At 69.4% G+C, this 24,776-nt stretch carries 17 protein-coding genes, 1 tRNA gene and 1 pseudogene; 16 read left to right on the top strand and 3 right to left on the bottom strand.

Going from position 1 to position 24,776, the window contains the following annotated elements:
- Positions 1–59: 59 nt before the first annotated feature.
- From LIP_RS11540 to rpoD, 5 genes and pseudogenes are all read left to right on the top strand, one after another.
- Positions 60–1,016 (top strand): glycine--tRNA ligase subunit alpha, encoded by a 957-nt coding sequence (locus LIP_RS11540; RefSeq protein ID WP_068138478.1) that lies wholly within the window; start codon positions 60–62, stop codon positions 1,014–1,016.
- Positions 1,016–3,121, top strand: a complete 2,106-nt coding sequence (glyS, locus tag LIP_RS11535; RefSeq protein ID WP_068138475.1) for a glycine--tRNA ligase subunit beta — start codon at positions 1,016–1,018, stop codon at positions 3,119–3,121. Before LIP_RS11540 ends, glyS begins: the two co-directional genes overlap by 1 nt.
- 324 nt (positions 3,122–3,445) lie before the next feature.
- Positions 3,446–6,067, top strand: a pseudogene (gene ppdK / locus LIP_RS11530) (pyruvate, phosphate dikinase); the annotation flags it as partial.
- A gap of 16 nt (positions 6,068–6,083) precedes the next feature.
- Entirely contained in the window at positions 6,084–8,093 is a 2,010-nt protein-coding gene (gene dnaG, locus LIP_RS11525; protein WP_082726247.1) for a DNA primase, read from the top strand.
- Between the two features lie 99 nt (positions 8,094–8,192).
- On the top strand, positions 8,193–9,296 hold the full coding sequence (gene rpoD / locus LIP_RS11520) for an RNA polymerase sigma factor RpoD (protein WP_068138468.1): 1,104 nt from the start codon (positions 8,193–8,195) through the stop codon (positions 9,294–9,296).
- A gap of 23 nt (positions 9,297–9,319) precedes the next feature.
- On the opposite strand, the gene LIP_RS11515 is transcribed toward rpoD, so the two are convergent.
- Both LIP_RS11515 and LIP_RS11510 read right to left on the bottom strand, forming a co-directional pair.
- Positions 9,320–9,394 (bottom strand) — tRNA-Ile (locus LIP_RS11515).
- A 164-nt stretch (positions 9,395–9,558) separates the two neighbouring features.
- Positions 9,559–10,554 (bottom strand): GNAT family N-acetyltransferase, encoded by a 996-nt coding sequence (locus LIP_RS11510; RefSeq protein WP_068138466.1) that lies wholly within the window; start codon positions 10,552–10,554, stop codon positions 9,559–9,561.
- Positions 10,555–10,810: 256 nt separating this feature from the next.
- On the opposite strand from LIP_RS11510, the gene LIP_RS11505 reads away from it, so the two are divergent.
- The 8 genes from LIP_RS11505 to LIP_RS11470 all read left to right on the top strand — a co-directional run bounded on the left by LIP_RS11505 (position 10,811) and on the right by LIP_RS11470 (position 18,967).
- Complete coding sequence (locus LIP_RS11505; protein ID WP_068138464.1) at positions 10,811–12,013, top strand: extracellular solute-binding protein; 1,203 nt, start codon at positions 10,811–10,813, stop codon at positions 12,011–12,013.
- A 95-nt stretch (positions 12,014–12,108) separates the two neighbouring features.
- Positions 12,109–13,074 carry a carbohydrate ABC transporter permease gene (locus LIP_RS11500; protein ID WP_082726245.1) on the top strand — a complete coding sequence of 322 codons (966 nt, stop codon included), beginning with the start codon at positions 12,109–12,111 and terminating at the stop codon, positions 13,072–13,074.
- 17 nt (positions 13,075–13,091) lie between these two features.
- Positions 13,092–13,934 carry a carbohydrate ABC transporter permease gene (locus LIP_RS11495; protein WP_158509667.1) on the top strand — a complete coding sequence of 281 codons (843 nt, stop codon included), beginning with the start codon at positions 13,092–13,094 and terminating at the stop codon, positions 13,932–13,934.
- 118 nt (positions 13,935–14,052) lie between these two features.
- On the top strand, positions 14,053–14,259 hold the full coding sequence (locus tag LIP_RS11490; RefSeq protein ID WP_068138458.1) for a type II toxin-antitoxin system VapB family antitoxin: 207 nt from the start codon (positions 14,053–14,055) through the stop codon (positions 14,257–14,259).
- Complete coding sequence (locus LIP_RS11485) at positions 14,256–14,738, top strand: PIN domain-containing protein (RefSeq protein WP_068138455.1); 483 nt, start codon at positions 14,256–14,258, stop codon at positions 14,736–14,738. The genes LIP_RS11490 and LIP_RS11485 overlap by 4 nt, the downstream gene beginning before the upstream one ends.
- A 149-nt stretch (positions 14,739–14,887) precedes the next feature.
- Entirely contained in the window at positions 14,888–16,666 is a 1,779-nt protein-coding gene (locus tag LIP_RS11480; RefSeq protein ID WP_068138453.1) for an ABC transporter substrate-binding protein, read from the top strand.
- A 111-nt stretch (positions 16,667–16,777) separates the two neighbouring features.
- Complete coding sequence (locus LIP_RS11475; RefSeq protein WP_068138450.1) at positions 16,778–17,749, top strand: ABC transporter permease; 972 nt, start codon at positions 16,778–16,780, stop codon at positions 17,747–17,749.
- A gap of 81 nt (positions 17,750–17,830) precedes the next feature.
- Positions 17,831–18,967, top strand: coding sequence for an ABC transporter permease (locus tag LIP_RS11470; RefSeq protein ID WP_198409521.1), 1,137 nt, complete (start codon positions 17,831–17,833; stop codon positions 18,965–18,967).
- Between the two features lie 75 nt (positions 18,968–19,042).
- Here the strand turns inward: LIP_RS11470 and kduD are convergent, their stop codons facing one another.
- The gene (kduD, locus tag LIP_RS11465; protein ID WP_068138446.1) at positions 19,043–19,801 is read right to left on the bottom strand and encodes a 2-dehydro-3-deoxy-D-gluconate 5-dehydrogenase KduD; all 759 of its coding nucleotides are present in this window, start codon (positions 19,799–19,801) and stop codon (positions 19,043–19,045) included.
- A gap of 256 nt (positions 19,802–20,057) precedes the next feature.
- Here kduD and murQ point away from each other — a divergent pair, with 256 nt between their 5' ends.
- Genes murQ through LIP_RS11450 form a run of 3 tightly spaced genes read left to right on the top strand, consistent with a single transcriptional unit; the run spans position 20,058 to position 24,704 of the window.
- The gene (gene murQ, locus LIP_RS11460; protein ID WP_068138444.1) at positions 20,058–20,969 is read left to right on the top strand and encodes an N-acetylmuramic acid 6-phosphate etherase; all 912 of its coding nucleotides are present in this window, start codon (positions 20,058–20,060) and stop codon (positions 20,967–20,969) included.
- A 6-nt stretch (positions 20,970–20,975) separates the two neighbouring features.
- A complete protein-coding gene (locus tag LIP_RS11455) occupies positions 20,976–23,411 on the top strand; it encodes an exo-beta-N-acetylmuramidase NamZ domain-containing protein (RefSeq protein ID WP_082726242.1) in 2,436 nt (811 codons plus the stop codon).
- Positions 23,412–23,447: 36 nt separating this feature from the next.
- Entirely contained in the window at positions 23,448–24,704 is a 1,257-nt protein-coding gene (locus tag LIP_RS11450) for an extracellular solute-binding protein (protein WP_068138439.1), read from the top strand.
- The last annotated feature ends 72 nt before the right edge of the window (positions 24,705–24,776 follow it).

The raw sequence follows: 24,776 nt of genomic DNA, 5'->3' as shown, positions 1-24,776 counted from the left end.
CGAGGTCTCTTTTTCTGTTTCCTGCCCGGCCCAGCCGGCGGCGATGGGAGGATTCGGGAATGCAGCTTCAGGAGATGATCTTCGCCCTGAACCGCTACTGGGCGGATCAGGGGTGCATCGTGCAGCAACCGTACGACATGGAGGTGGGGGCGGGCACCATGCACCCGGCCACCTTCCTGCGGGTGCTGGGCCCCGAGCCGTGGCGGACCGCGTACGTCCAGCCCTCCCGGCGGCCCACCGACGGCCGCTACGGCGAGAACCCCAACCGCTTGCAGCACTACTACCAGTACCAGGTGATCCTCAAGCCGGCGCCGGCCGACGTGCTGGACCTCTACCTGAAGAGCCTGCAGGCGTTGGGGATCGAGCCCGCCCGCCACGACGTCCGCTTCGTGGAGGACGACTGGGAGCAGCCCACCCTGGGCGCCTGGGGCCTGGGCTGGGAGGTTTGGCTGGACGGGATGGAGGTGACCCAGTTCACCTACTTCCAGCAGGTGGGCGGCGTGGACCTGGAGCCCATCTCAGCGGAGATCACCTACGGCCTGGAGCGCATCGCCATGTACCTGCAGGGGGTCGACAACGTCTTCGACCTGGAGTGGACCCGGGGGATCCGGTACGGCGAGCTCTTCCACGCCAACGAGGTCCATTACTCCCGCTTCAACTTCGAGCTCTCGGACCGCGCCCTCCTGCGGCGCCACTTCGACGACTTCGAGCGCGAGGCGGTGCGCCTGCTGGGGGCCGGAGTGGTGCAGCCGGCCTACGACTACGTGCTCAAGTGCTCGCACACCTTCGGCCTGCTGGACGCCCGAGGTGCCCTGGGCGTGACCGAGCGGGCGGCCATGATCGGCCGGGTGCGAGAGCTGGCCCGGCGCACGGCCCAGCGCTACCTGGAGCATCGCCGGGAGCTGGGCTTCCCCCTCTTGAGAGAGGCGCAGGGCGGCGCTCCCTCAGCCCCCGGGGAAGCCGAAACCGCCCTGTCCCCGGCGGCCGTCGCCGGTCACGCGGAGGTGAGGGGCTGATGGCCGACCTCCTCTTCGAGATCGGGTGCGAGGAGCTCCCGGCGAGCTTCATCCAGCCGGCCCTGGAGACCCTGCGGCACGAGGCCGAGCGGGCCCTCTCCGACGCCCGGCTCCGGGTGGGCGAGGTCCGTGCGTACGGCTCCCCGCGCCGGCTGGCCCTGGTGGTCGCAGGTCTAGCCGACCGCCAGGCGCCCCGGGTGACCGAGGTGCGAGGCCCGGCCGCGGCGGCCGCCTTCGACGCGGAGGGCAGGCCCACCCGGGCGGCCGAGGGCTTCGCCCGATCCCGGGGCGTGACGGCGGACGCGCTGGTCCGCCGCCAGACCGACCAGGGGGAGTACGTCTTCGCCCGGGTGGAGGAGCCCTCCGTGGAGGCGGGCCAGGTCCTTCCCGAGCTGCTGCGGGGCCTGGTGGAGCGGCTGCGCTTTCCCAAGAGCATGCGGTGGGACCAGAGCGGGCTTCGCTTCGCCCGGCCCATCCGCTGGCTGGTGGCCGTCCTCGACGGGCGGCCCTTGCCCGTGGAGGCGGCCGGCCTGCGCGCGGGAACGGCCAGCCGGGGTCACCGGCTGCTGGCCCCGGGAGTCGTGGAGGTGGACGCCGCCTCGTACCTGGAGCGGCTGCGGGAGCGGCGGGTGCTGGCCGATCCCCAGGAGCGCCGGGAGGAGGTGCGCCGCCAGGCGGAGGCGGTGGCCGCCCGGGCCGGCGGGCGGCTCCTGGCCCGGGAGGGCCTGCTGGACGAGGTGGCAGGGCTGGTAGAGTGGCCCTCGGCGCTGGAAGGGCACTTCCCCGAGGCGTACCTGGAGCTGCCGGACCCTGTCCTGGTGACCCCCATGGAGGCCCACCAGCGGTACTTCCCGGTGGCGGGGCCCGACGGGCGTCTCCAGAACCGGTTCGTGGCCGTGTCCAACGGTGACCCCGGCGAGGCCGCCGTCATCGTGCGGGGGCACGAGCGGGTGCTGAAGGCCCGCCTGGCCGATGCGGCCTTCTTCTACCGGGAGGACCTGGAGCGGTCGCTGGAAGAGCGGGTGGCGGAGCTCGCAGGCATGAGCTTCCACGGCGGCCTGGGAAGCTTCCTGGAGAAGACCGCCCGCCTCGAGGCGCTGGCCCAGGGCCTGGCTGCGGCGCTGGACCTCCCTGAGGAGGAGCAGGCCCACTTCCTCCGGGCGGCCCACCTGAGCAAGGCGGACCTGGTCACCCACATGGTCTACGAGTTCCCAGAGCTCCAGGGCGTCATGGGCCGGGAGTACGCCCGGGCCCAGGGGGAGCCCGAGCCCGTGGCCGTGGCCCTGGAGGAGCAGTACCGGCCCCGGGGGGCGGGGGAGCCCCTGCCCGAGACGCGCCCCGGCGCGCTCCTGGCCGTGGCCGACCGGGCGGACAGCCTGGCCGGCGCCTTCGTGGCCGGGCTCACGCCCACGGGCTCGCAGGATCCTTACGGGGTCCGGCGGGCCGCCCTGGGGATCCTGGCGATCCTGGAGGCCCGCGGCCTCGATCTGGCCCTGCCCCGCCTGGTGCGCCGGGCTCTGGAAGGGTACGGGCCGCGCGTCGAAGGTCTCGGCCTGGAGCGCATCGACGCCCTGGAGGCCGAGATCCTCGACTTCCTGCGCCAGCGGATGCGGGGCGTGCTCCTGGAGCGGGGCTACCGCTACGACCTGGTCGATGCGGTGCTGTCGGCCCGCTTCGAGCAGGTGCCCGAGGTGCTGGCCCGGCTCGAGGCGTTCCAGCGCTGGGCCGGGGGCGAGAGCTTCGACGCGGTGCGCACCGCCTTCGGCCGGGTGGCCAACCTGGTGGCCCAGGCCCGGTCCAAGGGGAAGGCAGGCGCCGTACCCGGAGAGGTGGTCCCGGAGCTTCTGCAGGACCCGGCCGAGCGCGAGCTCGCCCGGGCCTTCGGGGAGACCCGGCGGGAGGTGACGCCGCTCCTGGCGGCCCGCAGCTACGGCCCGGCCCTGGAAGCCATGGCCTCCTTGCGGCCGCTGGTGGACCGCTTCTTCGACGAGGTCCTGGTGATGGCCCCCGAGCCCGAGCTCCAGGCCAACCGACTGAACCTGCTGGGTCAGATGACCGCCTTCTTCGACCAGGTCTGCGACTGGCGACGGGTGGTGGAGGCGTAGCGGGCGGGGTGGAGCAGGCGGGGAGGCCCGCGGCCGGCTGGGCGGCCCGGGCCTCGGGCCGGACCGCCCGGTGGGAGCCGGTGAAGTGGGACGCGTGGCGTCCCGAGGAGTAGCCGGAATGTCCCGACTCCTTCCCGGCGCTCCCCGGCCGGCAGGATGCCTTGTCCAGGTGGCGAAGCACCGTGCAAGAACGGGCACGCAGGGGAGCCGAACCCTTTGGGGACCCTTCTTCTGAAAGCAGGCGCCTGGACCGGCACGGGCCGGTGAAGGGAGGCGCCGCTTACCCATGCTGCTCGAGCGCCTACTGCATGAGGGGGCTTGAACGTGTCGACAGGGAAGTCCATCTACTTCTTCGCCCGCGGCCAGACCGACGGCCGCGCGGACATGAAGAACCTCCTGGGGGGCAAGGGAGCCAACCTGGCCGAGATGACCAACCTGGACATCCCGGTTCCTCCCGGCTTCACCATCACCACCGAGGTCTGCACCGCCTTCTACGCGAACGGCCGCCGCTGGCCCGAAGGACTGGATGAGGAGATCCGGCGGAACATGGCCCGGCTCGAGCAGGTGACGGGCCGGCGCTTCGGCGACCCCGAGAAGCCGCTCCTCGTCTCGGTCCGCTCCGGCGCCCGGGTCTCCATGCCGGGCATGATGGATACCATCCTCAACCTCGGCCTGAACGATCGGACGGTGCAGGGCCTGGCCCGGCAGGCGGACGAGCGCTTCGCCTACGACTCGTACCGGCGGTTCGTCCAGATGTACGGCAACGTGGTGCTCCACGTCTCGAGCGAGGAGTACGAGAAGCTCATCGAAGAGGTGAAGGAGCGGAAGGGCGTGGAGCTGGACACGCAGCTCACCGCCGCGGACTGGAAGGAACTGGTGGGGCGCTTCAAGGCCCTCATCCAGCAGCGCACCGGCCAGCCCTTCCCCGAGGAGCCCGAGGAGCAGCTCTTCGGCGCCATCAACGCCGTCTTCGACTCGTGGAACAACCCCCGGGCCATCCGCTACCGGGAGATCAACAAGATCCCCGGCGACTGGGGCACCGCCGTCAACGTACAGACCATGGTCTTCGGCAACCTGGGCGAGACTTCGGGCACTGGGGTCGCCTTCACCCGCGACCCCTCCACGGGGAAGAACGTCTTCTACGGCGAGTACCTGATGAACGCCCAGGGCGAGGACGTGGTGGCCGGCATCCGCACGCCCCAGCCCATCCGCACCCTGCAGGAGGCCCAGCCCCAGGCGTACCAGCAGCTCGAGGAGATCCGGCAGAAGCTCGAGGCCCACTACCGGGACATGATGGACATCGAGTTCACCATCCAGGACGGGGAGCTGTTCATGCTCCAGTGCCGCTCGGGCAAGCGGACCGCCCTGGCCGCGGTCACCATCGCCGTGGACATGGTGAAGGAGGGCCTCATCGACAAGGAGACCGCCATCCGGCGGGTCGACCCCGAGCAGGTGGAGCAGCTCCTCCACCCCATGGTGGACCCCGGCCAGGAGCTCGAGGTGCTCACCAAGGGCCTTCCCGCCTCGCCGGGGGCAGCCGTGGGCCGCATCGTCCTCACGGCCGACGACGCGGAGGACTGGGCCGACAGGGGCGAGCGGGTGGTGCTGGTTCGGACCGAGACGTCGCCCGAGGACATCGGCGGCATGAACGTGGCCGAGGGCATCCTCACCGCCCGGGGCGGCATGACCAGCCACGCGGCCGTGGTGGCCCGGGGCATGGGCAAGTGCTGCGTGGCCGGGGCCGGCGAGGTGCGGGTCGATACGACCGCCCGCCAGATCAGCGTCAACGGCCGGGTGCTGAAGGAAGGCGACTGGATCACCCTCAACGGCACCACCGGCGAGGTCTACCCCGGGCAGGCGAAGCTGGTGGAACCCGAGCTGTCGGGTGCCTTCGGCGAGCTGATGGCCTGGGCCGACGAGCTGCGTACCCTGGGCGTGCGCACCAACGCCGACACCCCCCACGACGCGGAGGTAGCCCGCCGCTTCGGCGCGGAGGGCATCGGCCTCTGCCGCACCGAGCACATGTTCTTCGGCGAGAACCGGATCGTCGCGGTGCGGGAGATGATCCTGGCCGACGACGAGGAGAGCCGGCGCAAGGCCCTGGCCAAGCTCCTCCCCTACCAGCGGGACGACTTCTACGGGATCCTGAAGGTGATGGAGGGACTGCCCGTCACCATCCGCTTGCTGGACCCGCCGCTCCACGAGTTCCTGCCCCACGAGGAGGAGGCCGTGGACGAGGTGGCTCGGGAGACGGGCAAGAGCCCGGCCGAGGTGCGGGCCAAGGTGGAGAGCCTGAAGGAGTTCAACCCGATGCTGGGCCACCGGGGCTGCCGCCTGGGCGTCACCTATCCGGAGATCTACGAGATGCAGGTGCAGGCCATCTTCGAGGCGGCCACGCGGCTGGCGAAGGAGGGCCTGTCGATCCACCCCGAGGTGATGATCCCGCTGGTGGGCACCCCCGAGGAGCTGAGCTTCCTTCGGGAGCGGGTGGAGAAGGTGGCCCGGGAGGTCATGGAGAAGGCAGGGGTCCAGGTCCCCTACAAGGTGGGGACCATGATCGAGGTGCCCCGGGCCGCGCTGGTGGCCGACCGGATCGCCGAGGGGGCCGAGTTCTTCTCCTTCGGGACCAACGACCTCACCCAGATGACCTTCGGCTTCAGCCGGGACGATGCGGGGGTTTTCCTGGAGGACTACCGGAAGAAGGGCATCCTCCGCTCGGATCCTTTCCAGACCCTGGACCAGGAGGGCGTGGGCCAGCTGGTGCAGATGGGCCTGGAGCGGGGCCGGAAGACCCGGCCGGACCTGAAGGTGGGCATCTGCGGCGAGCACGGCGGCGATCCCGCCTCCGTGAAGTTCTGCCACCGCACCGGCCTCGACTACGTGAGCTGCTCGCCCTACCGGGTGCCGGTGGCCCGCCTGGCCGCCGCCCAGGCCCGGGTGGAGGAGCGGGGCACGCCGCGAGGTGACGTCTGCCGTGCCCTGGAACCAGGAGGCCGTGGAAGAGATCCGCCGCCGGGCCGACATCGTCGAGGTCATCGCGGACCACGTCGAGCTCCGGCGGCAGGGCCGGAACCTCATCGGCCTCTGCCCCTTCCACCAGGAGAGGACGCCGTCGTTCTCGGTCAGCTCCGAGGGGCAGTTCTTCCACTGCTTCGGGTGCGGGGCCGGGGGGGACGTCTTTCGCTTTCTTATGATGCGGGAAGGCATCGACTTCCCCGAGGCGGTGCGGCGCCTCGCCCGCCGGGTGGGCGTGCCCGAGGAAGACCTGGCCCCCTCGGCCGACGCCCGGCGCCGGGCCGCGGAGCGGGCCCGCCTGGTGGCGCTGAACGACCTGGCCCTCCGCTACTTCCGGGTCCAACTGGCCGGACCGGCCGGAAACCGGGCCCGCGCCTACCTGGAGCGACGGGGCATGGCCTCGGAGGTGGTGGAGCGCTTCGGCCTGGGGTATGCCCCGGGCGACGGCGGGTTGCTGCGCATGCTCGCGGAGCAACCCTCGTCCAGGCGGAATAGCCTGCTCGAGGATGCGCACGTGCTGGGCCTGGTGCTCGAGGGCCAGCGGGGGCCCTACGAGCGCTTCCGGGACCGGCTCATCTTTCCCATCCGGGACGCCTCGGGCCAGGTGATCGGGTTCGGCGGCAGGCTCCTGGGCGAGGCCCAGGGTCCCAAGTACCTCAACAGCCCCGAGAGCCCGCTCTTCCACAAGGGGCGGATCCTCTACGCGCTGGACGTGGCAGGGCCGGTGCTGCGATCGGCCGGGCGGGGCCAGGCACCGGGGCCCGGGCCCGTAGGGCACCCGCTCACGGAAGCGGCCCCCAGCACGGAGGCCCTGGTGGTGGAGGGGTACATGGACGCCATCGCCCTTCATCAGGCGGGCTTCACCCAGGCCGTCGCCTCCCTCGGTACCAGCCTCACTGAGGATCAGGCCGCCCTGCTGCGCCGGTATGCGGATCGGGCGGTGATCGCCTACGACGGCGACGCCGCGGGTGACCGGGCCACGCTGCGGGGCCTGGAGATCCTGGCCCGTCACGGGGTCTCGGTGCGGGTGGCCACGCTGCCCGAGGGCGAGGATCCCGACAGCCTCGTCCGGCGTGGGGGCCCGGCCGCGTTCCGCCGGGTGGCCGAAGGGGCCCTTCCCCTGGTGGAGTTCCTCCTGGTTCGGATCCTGGCCGGGGAGGAGCCCACCACGGTGGAGGGGAAAGCCCGGGCCGTGACCCGCGTCTTGCCGGTCCTGGCGCGAGTAGAAAACCGTGTGGCTCGGGAAGGATATGTCGAACGGGTGGCGAACGACATTGGGGTTTCGGCGTCCGCCGTTGCGGCGGAGCTGGAGCGGTACCTGGCAGGGGCGCAGCGGACCGCGGATGTGGTCCCCGGGCCGCGGGGGTCCCACCCAGGCAGCCGGCGCGAGGCCGGCGGCCCTCGGGGCGCGGAAGGCGACCCCGGCCCAAGGGTACCCGGCAGGAATCATTCGCCGATCGCGCATCATACTTCTAGGGAACGGCCCTCGAAGTCTCCCCGGTTGCAACGTCAAGCTGTGAGCCGGTGGCAGCGCCTCGAGTGGGAGCTGGCCCGGCGGTTGGAGCGTGATCACGGCCTCTTGCCCGTGCTGGAGCGCACCCTCGGGCACCCGCTCTTCGTGGGCCCCGGGCTGGCCGATTGGGCGACGGCGCTCCAGGCCGCCATGGAGGCAGGCGAGCCGGCTGCCCGGGTGCTGGCGCGCATGCCGGTGCCCGAGCCCCCGGCAGGGGTCCTCAGCCCGGTCGCCGCCGCGCTGGAGGTGACGGAGCTCGTGGAGGAGATGGGGCGCTTCCGCGGGCTCCTGGAGTTGCGAACCATTGAAAGGGAATTGGCGGCATCCGACGAAGACGGGGTTAGGGCGCTGGAAAGGCTAAACGGGCTGCTGATGCGGTACCATAAGGTTCGTGCCCGAGGGGCGCGCCCAGGGGGCGCCCGTGCCGGAAGGCAGCGGGCATGAGGGCCGGGCACGGTGGGACCGGTGGGGCTGGGAAGTGCGGTACGACGCCGCCCCGGTGGGGCCCAGCAGGGAGCCGGGCCAGGAAAGGGGGGAGACCCGATGTCCCAGACGAACGAGATCCTTCAACTGGAGAGCGTCCAGGCGCTGATCAAGCGCGGCAAGGAGGCGGGCAGCCTCAACTACGAGGAGATCATGGACGCGCTCCAGCACGTGGATCTGGCCCCCGAGCAGATCGATGAGATCTATGAACGATTCGCCGAGCAGGGGATTCGCGTGGTGCCCGATGCGCCCGAGGACGAGGAAGCCGCCCAGCCCGAAGAGGACGGCGCGCCCGACTCGCCCGAGAACATCGACCTGAGCGTTCCCGAGGGCGTGGGGCTCGACGACCCGGTCCGCATGTACCTGAAGGAGATCGGCCGGGTACCCCTCCTGACGGCCGAGGAGGAGATCGAGCTCGCCAAGCGGATCGAGAAGGGCGACGAGCTGGCCAAGCGGAAGCTGGCCGAGGCGAACCTCCGGCTGGTGGTGAGCATCGCCAAGCGGTACGTGGGGCGGGGCATGCCCTTCCTGGACCTGATCCAGGAGGGGAACCTGGGCCTTATCAAAGCTGTGGAGAAGTTCGAGTACCGGAAGGGGTTCAAGTTCAGCACGTACGCGACCTGGTGGATCCGCCAGGCGATCACCCGCGCCATCGCGGACCAGGCCCGGACCATCCGCATCCCGGTCCACATGGTGGAGACCATCAACAAGCTGATGCGGGTCTCCCGCAACCTGCTGCAGGAGCTGGGCCGGGAGCCCACCGCGGAAGAGATCGCCGAGCACATGGAGATGTCGCCCGAGCGGGTGCGGGAGATCCAGAAGATGGCCCAGGAGCCCGTCTCACTGGAGACGCCCATCGGCGAGGAGGAAGACAGCCACCTGGGCGACTTCATCGAGGACCAGGAGGCGCCTGCGCCTGCCGAAGCCGCGTCTTTCACCATGCTCCGGGAGCAGCTCGAGGGCGTCCTCGACACCCTCACCCCCCGGGAGGAGAAGGTACTGCGTCTCCGCTTCGGCCTGGACGACGGGCGCGCCCGCACCCTGGAGGAAGTGGGACAGGTCTTCGGCGTCACCCGGGAGAGGATCCGCCAGATCGAAGCCAAGGCCCTCCGCAAGCTGCGCCATCCCAGCCGCAGCAAGAAGCTGAAGGACTTCCTCGAGTAGGGTCCGATCCCATCAGCGACGCGTGGTGCCCCTGCCTGGAATCGAACCAGGATCAGGCGCTTATAAGGCGCCCGCTCTGACCGTTGAGCTACAGGGGCGGGTGTGTGCGGTGGATCGAGCCCTCTTCCGGCGCTTCCGAGGTGCAGGGCCTCCGGCCCGGCGCCAGTATACCTCCGGCGGGCAGGGGAGGTCAACGGGCGGGCAAGGCTGGTGTCAGGTCGGATGGGCGGGGCCAAGCCAGGCGGCCGGTGAACGGCGCCGCTCAAGGGCCGATGCCGGCCGCAGCCCGGACCTCACCGGGCGACGGGACCTTGTGAAGCACCAGGCGACCGTTGACGAAGAGGCCGTTGGCCACCCCGTACCAGCGCATCGCACCCGGGTCCCGGGTGTCCACCGCCTCGAGGTGGAGGCCCGGCCGCGAACCCGCCTCGGCCTTCAGACGCTCCCAGACCGCGGCGGCGGCAGGGCAACGACTGTGATAGAGGAAGCGGACGTGGGTTCCTTGGGGCCGTGCAGCACCGGCTTCTTCTCCGGGCAAGGGGATGGTGCCCGGGACCCCCGTTCCCTCGAGGTTCTGCCGCGGCGGGATGAGGTACAGAGGCTGGCCGGCCCCGGGCGGCTCGTCGCAGCGTTCGAAGAGGTCCATGGGTGTGGCCGCCACGGGACGGTACATGAGAACCCGGGAACCGTCCCGATCCACGGGTCGGAAACCGTGGCGGGCGAAGAAGGCCTCGGGCATGTAGTCGAAGAAGCCCCACCATTGCTCGCCCCGGTAGGCCACCACCGCCAGGCCCGCTTCAGGCGCGACCTCTGGGTCCTCCCGCAGGTCCCGTACCGCCGCGGTGAGCAGCGCGCTGCCCACGCCCCGGCGTGCAAAGGGCGGGATCACCCACATGCAGTGGATGATCCAGTGGTCCCCTCCCCGGACGGGTTCCGCGGCATGAGCCAGGGGCGCGTACTCGATGATTCCGGCTGGGATCAACCCATCGTGCGCCAGCGATGCCACGGGAACGCGGCCGACCCCCGGATACTCCATCAGCGGCCCCTCTTGGGCCGGCACCAGGGCAAGCATCACCCGCAGGCGTCCCGATGCCAGGCCGTGGTGGAGCCACTCCCGGCGCGCGCGTACCGCGGCCTGCCACGCCCCAGGTTCGACGCCCTCCGGAGGCGGCGCCACGCAGGGTGTGAGGATCGTCTCCTCATCCCCGGGGCGTGCCCGGCGCGTGATGGCTTCCAGCTCCCCTCGCTCGTACGGCATGCGGACCCCCCCGGACCTATGCCCTCAACTCGATCGTACCACACGGCCGACTCCGGCGCATGGGTACCGCATGGGCACCAGGACGGCCTCAGCAGGTGAAAGCCAGGTCTCCCGAAGGGGAAAGAAACTTTCCTTCTGGAACGAGATCCCATACCAGGAAATCACTCCGCCGGCATCGAAGGTGAGAAGCAGCGTGCAGGACGGGTCACGGCGCGCGCACCCGTCACCGAGCACGCCAGGGGAGGGAAGGTCCGTCGTGTTCCAACGGGTTCGAAGAGGGAAGGCCGGCGCGGTCGCGATGGGGCTGGCGGCCGCGCTGCTGGTGGCACCGGTGGTCCTGGCGGTCCCTGCCGCGGCCCAGGAGCTCACCATCTGGACTTTCTGGAGCGAGGAGTGGCTGCGGCCCGCGCTGGACGCCTTCGAGGAGGCCCATCCCGGCGTGAAGGTGAAGCACGAGCAGCTCACCTGGGAGAACGGCCTCGACAAGATCACCGTGGCCATCGCCGCCCGCAACGGTCCGGACGTGGTGGAGCTGGGCTCCACGTGGATGCCCCAGTTCATGGGCGCCGGGGCCCTGGCGCCCATCGACGCGGGCGAGCTCGCCTCGGATCTGACGGGGCTCGATCCCGTCACCAAGAGCGGTGAAGTCTACGGGCTGCCCTGGTTCGGCACCGCCAACGTGGTCTACTACAACAAGGACCTCTTCGCCCGGGCGGGCATCGAGAAGGTGCCCACCACCTGGGACGAGCTCCTGGACGCCTCCCGGCGCATCCACGCGCTGGATCCGGACCTCTACGGCTACTCCATCAAGATCGGCGGCCGTTTCACCACCTGGCAGAAGTTCTATCCCTTCGTCTGGTCCAACGGCGGGCGGACGCTGAACGACGACTGGACCCAGGCTCGGGTGACCGAGAAGCCCTTCGTCGACGCCCTGGCCTACTACCAGGAGCTGGCCGCCTCCTCCCTGGTGGGTACCCAGGAGGAGGTCCGCCAGGCCTTCTACCTGGGCAAGGTGGGGATGATCTTCGACGGTACCCTCAACCTGGAGAAGGACGCGCCGGGCCTCGAGTACGGCGTGTTCCTCCTCCCCGCGCCCGCGGGGGCGAAGAGCGTCGTCTTCTCGGGGGCGGACTACCTGGTGGTCTGGTCCGGGTCGAAGCAGAAGGCACTCGCCGGCGAGCTGGCCAAGGCGCTGGTGACGGGGAACCTCATCTCGAGCCACATCCCGAGCCTCATCTCGTTCAGCCGGTCGGACCAGCAGGCGCACCTGCGGGCGAACCCGGGGATCGCCCTCTTCATCGAGGCCATGGCGGAAGCCACCCACCCGCCCATGCACCCGGCGTGGGAGGAGATGGCCACCGCGGTCACCGAAGCGGTGGAGGGGTTGCTCCTGGGCCAGTTCAGCTCGCCCCAGGAGGCCCTCGAGTACGCACAGGACGCCATCGAGCCGCTGCTCTGAGAAGCAGACCTGAGGCGTGACACCGGGCACGCGGGGACGGCCGGGCGCCCATGAGGCGCCCGGCCAGTTCCGCCGGTCCCAGGGGAGGCAGGTGCATGGCAGGCAACCGGGGTGCGGTCCCCACGGGGACCGAAGGGGTGAGCCGGGTCCTGGGGGCGCGCCCGGCCGCCGCCGGGTCGCTCCGGTGGCTGCGGGCGCGGGACGCGGGCTCCACGGGCGTGCTCCTCTCGCCCTGGGTGCTCAGCTTCCTGGTCTTCAGCCTCTACCCGATCCTCTACTCCCTATACCTGAGCTTCACCCAGTACAACCCGCTGAGCGGTTTGCCGCCCCAGTGGGTGGGGCTTGAGAACTACGCCCGCCTCCTGGGCGACCGGCGCTTCGCCCTGGCCCTGAAGAACACGCTCTTCTTCGTGGTGGGCACGATCCCGTTCACCACCAGTATCGCCGTGACCCTGGCCGTCTTCCTCAACCAGCGGCTGCGGCTGCGGGACTTCTTCCGGGCCTCCTACTTCCTGCCCTCGGTCACGTCGGTGATCGTCATCTCCACCATCTTCGTCTACCTGTACGCACCCTACGGGCCGCTCAACGGGCTCCTGGCCCTGGTGGGCGTGGAGCGGACCAACTGGCTCCTCAGCACCCGCTGGGCGCTGCCCGCGATCATGCTCATGGACGTCTGGGCCAGCTTCGGGTACTACACCATCCTCTTCCTGGCGGGGCTCCAGAGCATCCCCGAGGAGCTCTACGAGTCCGCGGCGGTGGACGGCGCCACGCCTGCCCGGCGGTTCTTCCGCATCACCCTGCCGCTCCTGCGGCCCACCCTGGTCTTCGTGCTGGTGATCAACACCATCCGGTCCTTCCAGATCTTCTCGGAGATCTTCGTCATGACCCAGGGGCGCCCGCTGGGGCGGACCACGACCGTTGTGTACCACCTCTACACCATGGGCTTCCAGAAGTTCGACATGGGGTACGCCTCGGCGGTGGCCTACGTGCTCTTCTTCATCATCCTGGTCTTTTCGCTGGTCCAGTACCGGCTCGTTCAGAGGGAGGGGATCCACGGATGAGGGGAGGCCGGGGCGGGGTGGGACGCAGGCGGCCGCCGGGCCGGCAGGTGGCCGGGCGGGCCGGGCTCTACCTGGTGCTGGGCCTGGTGGCGCTCAGCACCCTCTTTCCCTTCCTCCTCATGCTCTCCACCTCGGTGCGGACCGGGGGCGCGCTGGTCAACCAGCTGGGCGACCTCATTCCCGAGACGATCACCTTCCAGAACTACCGGGACGTGTGGGTGGCCGACCGCTTCGACCGCTACTTCCTCAACTCGGCGCTGGTGACGGTGGTGGTGCTGGCGGCCAACCTCCTCTTCGACTCCATGGTGGCCTACGCCCTCTCACGCAAGCCCTTCCGGGGGTCCGGGCTGGTGTTGGCCCTGATCCTGGCCCGGATGATGATCCCCGTGCACGTGCTGATGATCCCCATCTACGTGCTGATCCAGCGGATCGGGCTCTACGACACCCTGGCCGCCCTGATGCTCCCCTCGCTGGTGGAAGGCTTCGGCATCTTCCTCATGAAACAGTACTTCGACGGGCTGCCCCGCTCCCTGGACGAGGCGGCCCGGGTGGACGGGGCGGGGGACTTCCAGATCCTCTTCCGGGTGCTGATGCCCCTGGCCCGGCCCGCCCTGGCCGTGGTGCTCATCAACACCGCCCTCACCACCTGGAACCAGTTCCTGATGCCGCTCATCCTCACCTCGTCCGCCGAGACCCGCACCCTCACCCTCGGGCTCGCGCTCTACCAGGGGCGCTTCGGCGTCGACTATGTGCATCAAATGGCGGCGGCGGCCATCTCGGCGCTGCCCATCGTCGCCCTCTTCCTGGTCTTCCAGCGCCAGATCATCGCCGGGCTCACCCGGGGAGCGGTGAAGCAGTAGGGGACCCGAGGGTTCCCATTGTGGGGCTTCCCTCTTGACGGGGTGGGTGCTCCGAAGCATCATGAGGGCGGAGACATCATCTGCGTACATCCGCAGATGGTGCAAGGAGGTGGTGTCGGTGAAGCGCCTCACCCTGACCCTGGATCCGCACCTGATCGAAGAGGCGGTCGATCTCTCCGGCGCCTCGAGCAAGCGCCAGGCGGTGGAGATGGCCCTGGAGCTCTTCGTGCGCAGCCTCAGGCAGCGGCAGGCCATTGCCCACGCGGGGAAGATCGCCCTCGATATCACTGCCGAAGAGATCTGGGAGCAAAGGGACAGGCGATGAAGATGAGCCCGGCCGGCCGCATCCTCGTCGACTCATCGCTCTGGGTCGAGTACTATCACCCGCGGGGTGACGAGGCCGTGAGGACTTCGATCCAGGAGGCGATCGCACAGGATCGGGTGGCCACCGTAAGCATCATCGCCGCCGAGGTCCTTCGGGGCGCCCGGCGGGAAAAGGACCTCCGGGCGATCACTTCAGACTTCCAGGCGTTCGATGTGCTTCCGCTGACGATGGAAACAGGCTTTGATGCAGGGCGGGTGCTCGCGGATCTGGACACGCGAGGCCAGCGCGTACCGACCGTGGACGCGATGATCGCCGTCGCCGCGGCCCGATCGGGATGCGAGCTCTGGCATCTGAGCGACGGCCATTACGGCGTGCTGGCGGAGGCCATCCCCCGGGTGTTGCGCGGCACGCGCCTCCCGCAGCGCAGCTTCGCCCGCTCACCCAAGGCCTCTCCCTCCACCAAGCAAGAAACTTCGTGAGGAAATCAACGTCGCTTGAAGAAGGATCACTACTCCGCAAGGCGAAAGGGAGGGGTGGAGCGCAACCGCGCGCCTACCCACGGCTGGCCGCGGGCGCGGAGGGGTTGCCCGATCCGGCGCCCGGGACCGCCGCACAGGAGGGAGACTGGATGCACCGCACCGTCCGGTGGGGGCTGGTGGTGGCCCTGGCACTGGCCTTGGCCGGCACCACCCTTGCCCAGGCCCCGCCGCACGCCAAGACCGTCGATCCCGCCCTCTTCCAGGAGATCGGTCGCCCCGGCGGAACGCTGACCCTGTCGCTCACCTCCTCGCCCAAGTCGTTCAACTACTACGGGGTCATCGACGCGACCGCTTACGCGATCATGGCCAACGTCCTCACCCCGCTGGTGGAGGAGAACCCGGCCACCTTCGAGCTGGAGCCGGGCCTTGCCGAGTCATGGGACGTTTCCGAGGACGGGCGCACGGTGACCTTCCACCTGCGGCCCGTCTCGTGGTCCGATGGCGAGCCCTTCACCGCGGACGACGTCATCTACACCATGCGGCACGTGGTGATGAACCCCAACGCCGAGGGGAACGAGCGGGCCCGGTACACCTTCGGCGACCAGGTGGTCCGCTGGGAGAAGGTGGACGCCCGCACGGTGCGGGCCCTCCTGCCCGAGCCCTACGGCGCCTTCTTCCGGGTGCTCTCCCACGCGCTCATGCTGCCCGAGCACCGGCTGGCCGACCTCACCGAAGGGGCGAACCCGGCCCTGGAGGCCGGCAGCTTCAACAAGGCCTGGACCACCGACACGCCCCTGGACCAGATCGTGGGCACCGGCCCCTTCCGGCTGGCCCGCTACGACGTGGACCAGCGGGTGGTGCTGGAACGGAACCCCCACTTCTGGAAGGTCGACCCCCAGGGGAACCCGCTGCCCTACATGGACCGGCTGGTCTACCTCATTGTCCAGAATGAGCAGGTGCAGCTCGCGCAGTTCCAGGCGGGCGCCATCGACGTGCTCACCATCAGCGCCGCGGACTTCCCGGGCCTCAAGAGCGAAGAGGTGGCGGGCGCCCCGATCCAGGTCTTCGCCGGCAACCCCGTGACCCCCACGCCCTCGCCGCCCCACTGGGCCTTCAACTTCGACGCGAAGGACCCCGAGCTGCGGGCCCTCTTCCGCGACGCGCGCTTCCGGGCGGCCATGGAGCAGCTGGTGGACCGGGAACGCATCATCGACCAGGTCTACAACACCCTGGCCATCCTGCCGGGCGCGCCGGTGCTGCCCTCCAACAAGGCTTTCTACAACCCGAAGGTGGCCGAGATGCGCCGGCCCTTCGATCCCCAGGCGGCCCGGCAGACCCTGGACGGGATGGGGCTCCGGGACGTGGATGGGGACGGCATCCGGGAGCTGCCCTCGGGCAAGGACCTGGAGTTCACCCTCACCGCCGCCGTCGACTCGCAGCCGATGAGCGACATGGCCGCCCTCCTGCGGGAGGAGCTGCTCCAGGCCGGCGTGAAGGTGAACCTGCAGCTCATCAAGTTCGGCCTGGCCTTCGACAAGGCGCTGGCTGGCGACTTCGAGTCGATCATCATGGCCTTCGGCAACCAGGCCGATCCGCAGCTGCGCAAGGCCATCTGGCAGCCGGGCCGGCCCCTCTACTACTGGCACCTCTCCACCATGGAGGGGAAGGAGCAAAAGCCCGTCTTCGGCGAGATGTTCGACTGGGAGCGCCGGGTCTACGAGCTCTTCGAGAAGGGCCAGGTGGCCATGGACCCGGCCGAGCGCAAGGCCTACTACGACGAGTGGCAGGAGATCTACGCCCGGGAGCTGCCGGTGATCTTCATCGCCAAGGGGATGAACCTCCTCGCGGTGCAGAAGAGCGTCGGCAACTACTTCCAGAGCGAGGACGGCGTGAACGTGGGCACGCCCTACACGGCCTACCGCCGGTAGCCGGGCTCGCGCCGCCCCGGGGGTGGATGGCTCGCCCCCCGGGGCGGTCACGCCCGCGACCGGTCCTTCCGCCGGCGCAGGGGAAGGGAAGAAAGGGGAGAGGAGACCACCATGAAGCGCTACGTGGCCCGCCGCCTCATCCTCATGCTGCCCTTCATGGTGCTCATCTCCATGGTCTCTTTCGCGGTCATCCAGGCCCAGCCCGGCGACTTCGGGTCCCAGTACTTCGCGAACCCCCGGGTCTCTCCCGAGATGGTCTTCCAGATGCGGGCCCAGCTCGGCCTCGACAAGCCGCCCTGGATGCAGTACCTCCTCTGGGTCCAGGGGATCGTCACCCGGGGCGACTTCGGCTACTCCTTCGCCTACAAGCGGCCCGTGGCCGACCTCATCTGGGAGCGGCTGGGGTGGACGGTGGTGGTGGCCGGAGCCAGCATCCTCTTCACCTGGGTGGTCGCCTTGCCCATCGGCATCTATTCGGCCGTCCACAAGTACTCAGCCCTCGACTACCTGCTGACCTTCGTGGGCTTCGTGGGCCTGTCCATTCCCAACTTTTTCCTGGCGCTGGTGCTCATGTACCTGATGCTCCGGGCTGGGGCCAGCTCAGTGGGCGGCCTCTTCTCGCCCGAGATGATCGGCGCGCCGTGGGGAGCGGCCAAACTGGTGGATCTCCTCGAGCACGTCTGGGTGCCGGTGATCGCCATCGGCACCTCGGGGACCGCTGGGCTCCTGCGACTCATGCGGGGGAACCTGCTGGACGTGCTGGGGATGCCCTACGTCACCACGGCCCGCAGCAAGGGGCTGAGCGAGCGGGTGGTGATCTACAAGCACGCGGTGCGGAACGCGGTGAACCCGCTGGTCTCCATCTTCGGGATGCAGCTGCCTGAGCTGCTCTCGGGCACCATCATCACCTCTATCGTCCTCAACCTGCCCACCATGGGCCCCTTCTTCTACGACGCGCTGATCAACCAGGACCAGTACCTGGTGATGACGTTTCTCATGATGTCGGCCCTCCTGATGCTGGTGGGGAACCTGCTGGCCGACGTGCTGCTGGTGTGGGTCGACCCGACCATCCGCTACGACTGAGGGACGGCCGTGGGGCCCGGGGGGCCGCCGGGGCGCTCGGGGCGCAGCGGCCGGCGAAGGACGGTTCGGAGGTGAGGCTGCGTGGCGACGGTCGAAGCGCCGGTGACCCGCGCACCGGGCGAAGCAGAGGTGCGGACCCTCACCCGCGCCCAGCGGGTGCGCCGGCGTTTCCTCCGGCACCGGGTGGGGGTGGCGGGCTTTGCGGTCGCGGCCGTCCTCTACCTGATCATCGCCCTGGGCCCCTTCCTCGCGCCCTATCCCTTCGACCAGATGCACCGCGACCACCGCTACGCGCCGCCCACGCCCATCCACTTCATGGACGCCGAGGGGCGCTTCCACGCAAGGCCCTTCGTCTACGGCATCGAGCGCACCCGGGACCCGGTCACCTTCCAGTTCCGCTACCAGGAGGACCGGAGCCAAATCCACCCCATCCGTTTCCTGGTGGCCGGGGAGCCCTACCGCTTCCTTGGCCTCCTCCCCGCCCGGGTACGCCTCTTCGGCCTCGACCCCGCAAGCGAAGGGCGCCTCTTCCTCTTCGGCACCGACCGCTTCGGGCGGGACCTGTGGGGGCGGATCCTGCTGGGCGGGCGGGTGACGCTCTCGGTGGGCATCTTCGGCATCCTGCTCAGCACCGCCATCGGCGTCGTGATGGGGGGCATCTCGGGGTACTACGGGGGCCGCCTGGACAACCTGATCCAGCGCTTCATCGAGCTGCTCCGCTCCTTTCCCACCCTGCCCCTCTGGCTCGCGCTGAGCATGATCCTCCCGCCCTCTTGGTCTTCGGCCAAGGTCTACTTCGGGGTGGTGACGGTGCTCTCGCTCATCGGATGGACGGGGCTCGCCCGGGTGGTGCGGGGGCAGTACCTGGCCCTGCGCGAGAAGGAGTTCGTGGTGGCGGCCCAGGCCCTGGGGGCGACCGACTCGGTGGTGATGTTCCGCCACATCCTTCCCAACATCACCTCGTACCTGATCGTCTCGGCCACGCTGGCCCTGCCCGGGATGATCCTGGGGGAGTCGTCCCTCAGCTTCCTGGGCCTGGGCATCAAGGAGCCCATGACGAGCTGGGGGCTCCTCCTGCGCGACGCGCAGACCCTCCAGGCCCTGAAGCTCTACCCGTGGTTCCTGATTCCGGGGCTCTTCATCGTGGTCGCGGTGCTCGCCTTCAACTTCCTGGGCGACGCGGTGCGGGACGCCTTCGATCCGTACGCGCGGGATTGACGGGCAGGGCGGTGCGGCTGAGCATGAAACGGGCCCGAAGGCCTCGCGCAGCCACCCCCGGCCCCGGGGCCCCTGTTACCGGGCCAACCATCCGCCATCCACCGGGATGACCGCGCCGTGGACGTAGTCCGACGCATGGGACGCCAGGAAGACGGCTGCACCCTTCAGGTCCTCGGGCCGGCCCCAGCGTCCGGCGGGGATCCGCTCGAGGATGCTGGCGTTGCGCTGGGGATCCTCACGAATCGGGCGGGTCGCCTCCGTCTCGACGTAGCCGGGGGCGATGGCATTGACGTTGATGCCGAGGGGGGCCCACTCGTTGGCCAGGGCGCGGGTGAGACCCAGGACGCCGCTCTTGCTCGCGGCGTACGACGGAACGAGGATCCCTCCCTGGAAGGAGAGCATGGAGGCGATGTTGATGATCTTTCCCCGGCCTCGGGTTCGAAAGTACCGCCCAGCCTGACGGCTCAGGGCGAACACCTGCTTGAGGTTGACAAGCATGACCTCGTCCCACTCGTCGTCCGTGACGTCGATGGCCTGGTTCCTTCGGATGATCCCGGCGTTGTTCACCAGGATGTCGACCTGGGTGAACCGTTCGAGCGTCTGGGCGAAGATACGCTCGGCTGCATCCGGATGGCGCAGGTCGACCTGGACCGGCTCGAAGCACCGCCCATACCTTCCGGTCACCTGCTCCTCTGTCTCCCGCAGGGCACCCCGGGAGACGCCCGCGATGTCCGCACCGGCCTCGGCCAGCCCGACGGCCAGCGCCTGGCCGATGCCGCGGCTCGCTCCGGTCACGATCGCCACTTTCCCCGAGAGGTCGAAGAGGGTCTGCATCGTCTGCCTCCTCATGGGTGGCATCCGGCGCCAAAGGTCGCCGGCCCGCTTCCGAGGGACCAGGGTTCCACGCCGGTCCCTCGACTCCTGCGCCACAGCGGGCGCGGGTACCGGCCGGCGGGGTGGCGCCCGTCGGGCCCATAGAAACAAGAGTTTCCTGGTAACGCATCACGAAAGAAGGATTATTCTCCGCGGGCACGAAGTAGGACCCTGGAGCGGCCTGCCGCGCCGACGGCGGAACCGGGAGGTCCCAGCCATGGTGGATCGCCTGACGACCGAGTCGAGGAACCTGCAGAGCATGGAGATCGACCGTCTCAGTCCCCTGGAGATCGCTCGTCTGATGAACCGGGAGGACCGGCGCGTGGTGGAGGCGGTGGAGGCCGAGTTGCCTCGCATCGCCCGGGGCATCGAGATGATGACCGAGACCCTCGCCGCAGGGCGCCGGGTCCTCTACGTGGGGGCGGGCACCAGCGGCCGTCTGGGGCTCCTGGACGCGGTGGAGTGGCTCCCCACCTTCGGGGTGGGCCAGGAGGCGGTGGAGGTGATCCTGGCCGGCGGCCTCGACGCCATCCTGCAGGCGGCCGAGGAAGCGGAGGACGACGCCGAAGGGGGAGCCGCCCAGGTTCTTCGCCGGGCGCAGCCGGGGGATCTGGTGGTGGGCCTCACCGCGAGCGGTGCCACGCCCTTCGTGATCGGCGCGGTCACGGCAGCACGCCGGCTGGGCGCAACGACCTTGGGCGTCACCTGCAACCGGCCGTCGGTGCTCGAGGAGACCGCCGACTGGACCATCGCCCCCGTGGTGGGGGCGGAGGTGGTCACCGGCTCCACCCGCCTGAAGGCCGGCACCGCCCAGAAGATGGTGCTCAACATGCTCTCCACCGGTGCCATGATCCGCCTGGGCAAGGTGTACGAGAACCTGATGGTGGACCTGCGCGCCACCAACAGCAAGCTGCGCGACCGGGCGGTGCGCACACTGCAGGAGGCCACCGGCGCCCCACGCGAGGCGTGCGAGCAGGCCTTCCAGGAGTCCGGCCACCAGGTGAAGGTCGCGATCGTGATGCTCCACTGCGGCCTGGACCGCGAGGCGGCCCAGAGGCGGTTGGAGCAGGTCGGAGGGTTCGTCCGCCGGGCGATCGAGGGGTGCAGCGGCCCATCCGACCGGAGGTGAACGACGGTGAGCGCACAACGTCGACGCGTGCGTCCTCTCTCGGCTCTGATCGTCTTGGGCATCCTCCTGCTCTCCGCGAAGGCGACGAGGACCGGTTCGGCCGAGTCGCCGGCCGACCTGCCCCCAGTTCTGCGTCCCGCTTCGCGGGCGACCCTAAACACCCTGGACCTCGACGCGCTCGAAGACATCGATGCACTGATCGCCGACGGAATCCGCCAGGCCAAGTTCCCTGGGGCCGTGGTGCTCGTGGCTCGCGATGGGGCGGTCCTCAAGTGGGAGGCCTACGGCGACGCCTACACCTACGGACCGGACGGAGAGCCCATGGCCTGGTCCCTACCCATGACCCGCAACAGCGTCTTCGACCTCGCCTCCCTCACCAAGCTCTTCACGGCTACCGCCGTCATGCAGCTGGTGGAACGGGGCAAGGTAGACCTGGACGCCCCCGTGGCCACGTACCTTCCCACCTTTGGGTCCCGCGGGAAGGAGGAGGTGACGGTGCGTCAACTCCTCACCCATACGTCCGGCCTGCCTGCCTGGGCGCCTTTCTACAAGGACCAGCCAGACCCGGAGGCCCGGATCCGCTCGTTGCTGGAAGCCGGTCTGGAAAGCGACCCCGGGACGAAGTATGTTTACAGCGACTTGGGCTTCGTCACCCTCGGCCTGCTGGTAGAGGCTGCGAGCGGCCAGCCGCTGGACCGGTACGTGGCGGAGCACATCGCGGAGCCTCTGGGGCTTCGACAGACCCGGTACAACCCTCCAAGCGAGTGGCGCCCGTGGATCGCGGCCACCGAAGCCCAGCCGTGGACCGGCAGGCCCATGATCTGGGGTGAGGTCCACGACGAGAATGCCTGGAGCCTGTCCGGCGTGTCCGGGCACGCCGGGCTCTTCTCGTCGGCCCGGGATCTGGCCGTCTTCCTCCAAACTCTGCTCAACGGCGGGACCTACGCCGGACGCCGGATCCTGCAACCGGCGACCGTAGAGGAGATGCTTCGCGACCAGCTGGGAAGCGAGCTGGGCCCCCACGGTCTCGGCTGGGAGCTGAGCGAGCCCTGGTACATGGGAGCCTTCGCCGACACCGGCGGAGCCTTCGGCCACACGGGATACACGGGGACCAGCGTGGTGGCCGACCGGTCCACCGGGACCCTCGTGATCGTGCTAACCAACCGCGTCCACCCGACCCGCGAGAACGGGAGCATCAACCCCTGGCGGAGGGGTGTAGCCGACCTGGTGGCCCGCGCGGCGGGGCTCATCGGCAGCCTCCGGCGCCCCCAAGAGGAAGCCCCCGAAGGTGAGATCGTGACCCTGGGCATCGACGTCCTCCTCGAGGATCCGTCCATTCTGAAGGGCAAACGCGTGGGTGTCATCACCAACCCCACGGGGATCAACCGGGTGTTCCGCAGCGTGGTGGACCTCCTGCACGAGCACCCGGACATCGACCTGGCGGCCGTTTTCGGACCCGAGCACGGTTTCCGGGGTGCCGAGCAGGCAGGCGCGCGCGTGGGGGACCAGACCGACCCCGTCACAGGGCTGCCTGTCTACAGCCTCTACGGCGAGACCAGGAAACCCACGGCGGAGATGCTGGAGGGGCTCGATGTCCTGGTCTTCGACATCCAGGACGTGGGCGTCCACTTCTACACGTACGTCTCGACTATGGCCTACGCCATGGAGGCTGCGGCCGAGCACGGCCTGGAGTTCGTGGTGCTGGACCGTCCCAACCCCATCGGGGGCCTGGACGTCCAGGGGCCGGTCATCCAGGAAGGGTACACGTCCTTCATCGGAGTGTACCCCATGCCGATCCGGCACGGCATGACGGTGGGGGAGCTGGCCTGGTACTTCAACGACGCGTTCGACATCGATGCCGAGTTGACCGTGGTCCCTATGAAGAGCTGGCGCCGGGGGGAGTGGTACGATCAGACGGGGCTCCCCACATGGGTGATGCCCTCGCCGAACATGCCCACCCTCGACACCGCCATCGTTTACCCTGGCACGGCGCTCCTGGAGGGGACCAACCTCTCCGAGGGGCGAGGGACCACCCGGCCCTTCGAGCTGATCGGGGCGCCCTTCGTGGACGCCGAAGCCTTCGCGCGCTACCTCAATGGGCGCGGGCTTCCGGGCGTCGTCTTCCGTCCCACGAGCTTCACCCCCACCTTCTCCAAGTACCCAGGGGAGGTCGTCCACGGGGTGCAGCTCCACGTCACCGATCGGGACCGCTTCGATCCGGTTCGGGCGGGTATCGAGATCCTGGTGGCGGCCCGCCGGCTTTACCCTGACCGCTTCCAGATCGACCGGCCCGAGCATTTCGACCTGCTTACGGGTGATCCTTCTGTGCGGCTCGGCATCGAAAACGGCGCATCGGCGGACATCATCGAGGCCGCGTGGCAGCGCGACCTGGAGGCGTTCAAGCAGATCCGTGACCGGTATCTGATTTACCAAGACCGATAGGCGGAAGGCTGGACTTCTTCAAAGGGAGGGAACGATGTGCACGCACCGCGCATCACGGTAAGCCTGGTCCTCCTGCTCCTGGCAGGACTCATCCTGGCCCCGGCGGTCCCGGTGAGCGCTCAGGAGGTCAACCTCACCTTCTGGAGCTGGCGCACCGAAGACCAGGCCGCCTACGACCAGTTCATCCAGGCCTTCGAGGCTGAGAACCCTGGCATCCACGTCCGATTCGTGCCCTACAAGAACACCGAGTACAACACCATCGTGGCCACGGCGCTCCAGGCCGGCTCGGGACCGGACATCATCCACCTGCGGGCGTACGGCGGCTTGGAGCCGCTGGCCGACGCCGGCTACCTGATGCCCATGGACGACCAGGTGGAGGCGCTCAAGGCCTTCAACCCCGACGTGCTGCGGGGGGCCACCAACCGGAAGGACGGAAAGGTCTACGGCGTGCCCTTCGCGCTCCAGACCGTCCAGGTGCTCTACAACGTCCGGGTCTTCCAGGAGCTGGGGCTGAAGGAGCCCCAGACCTGGGATGAGCTGCTCCAGGTGGCGGCCGCGCTGAAGAAGGCGGGCTACATCCCCTTCGCCAACGGCGCCAAGGAGGGCTGGACGCTCGAAACCTTCTTCGGTGCGGTGGGACCCAGCTTCTACGGCCCGGAGTTCTACTCGGAGGTCGTAGCCGGCGAGACCACCTTCGAGGATCCGCGGTTCAAGGCCGCGGTGGAGAAGATGCTGGAGCTGCGCCCCTACCTGCCCGAGAGCTACATGGGCGTGGGCTACACCGACATGCAGGTGATGTTCGCCCAGGAGCTGGCGGGGATGATGCTGGCCGGCTCCTACGAGTTGGGCACTTTCGCCCAGATGAACCCGAACCTGCAGGTGGGCGTCTTCCCGATCCCGCCGGAACGGGCTGGAGAGCCCGCCGCGATGACGATGTACGTGGACGGCTCCTATGGGGTTAACGCGGCGACCAAGCATCCCGAGGCGGCACTGGAGTTCATCCGCTTCCTGGCCTCCAGGGAGTACGGCCAGATGTTCGCCGACACGCTCAAGCAGATCTCGGCCGTGCCCGGCACCCAGCCCCAGGACCCCGTCCTGGCCGAGCTCGTTCAGCTCATGGAGGCCCACGGTACCCCGTACCTGATGCTCACCGCCTTCCGCTACGGACAGCCGAGCGGCTCCACCCTGCTGCAGAACGAGCTTCAGGGCGTCTTCGCCGGCAAGCTGAGCGTGGAACAGGCGGCCCGCAACATCCAGAAGGGCCTCGCGAGCTGGTACGAGCCCTTCCAGTAAAGAGCCATCGCCTGGAAGGGACTCCCCGGCAAGCGAGGGGCCCCAGACGGCGAAGGAAGGGAAGGGGGCAGG

Source organism: Limnochorda pilosa (assembly GCF_001544015.1).
Taxonomy (GTDB): domain Bacteria; phylum Bacillota; class Limnochordia; order Limnochordales; family Limnochordaceae; genus Limnochorda; species Limnochorda pilosa.
The sequence above is the reverse complement of the archived record's forward strand: the minus strand, read 5'-3'. Positions and strand labels throughout refer to the sequence as shown.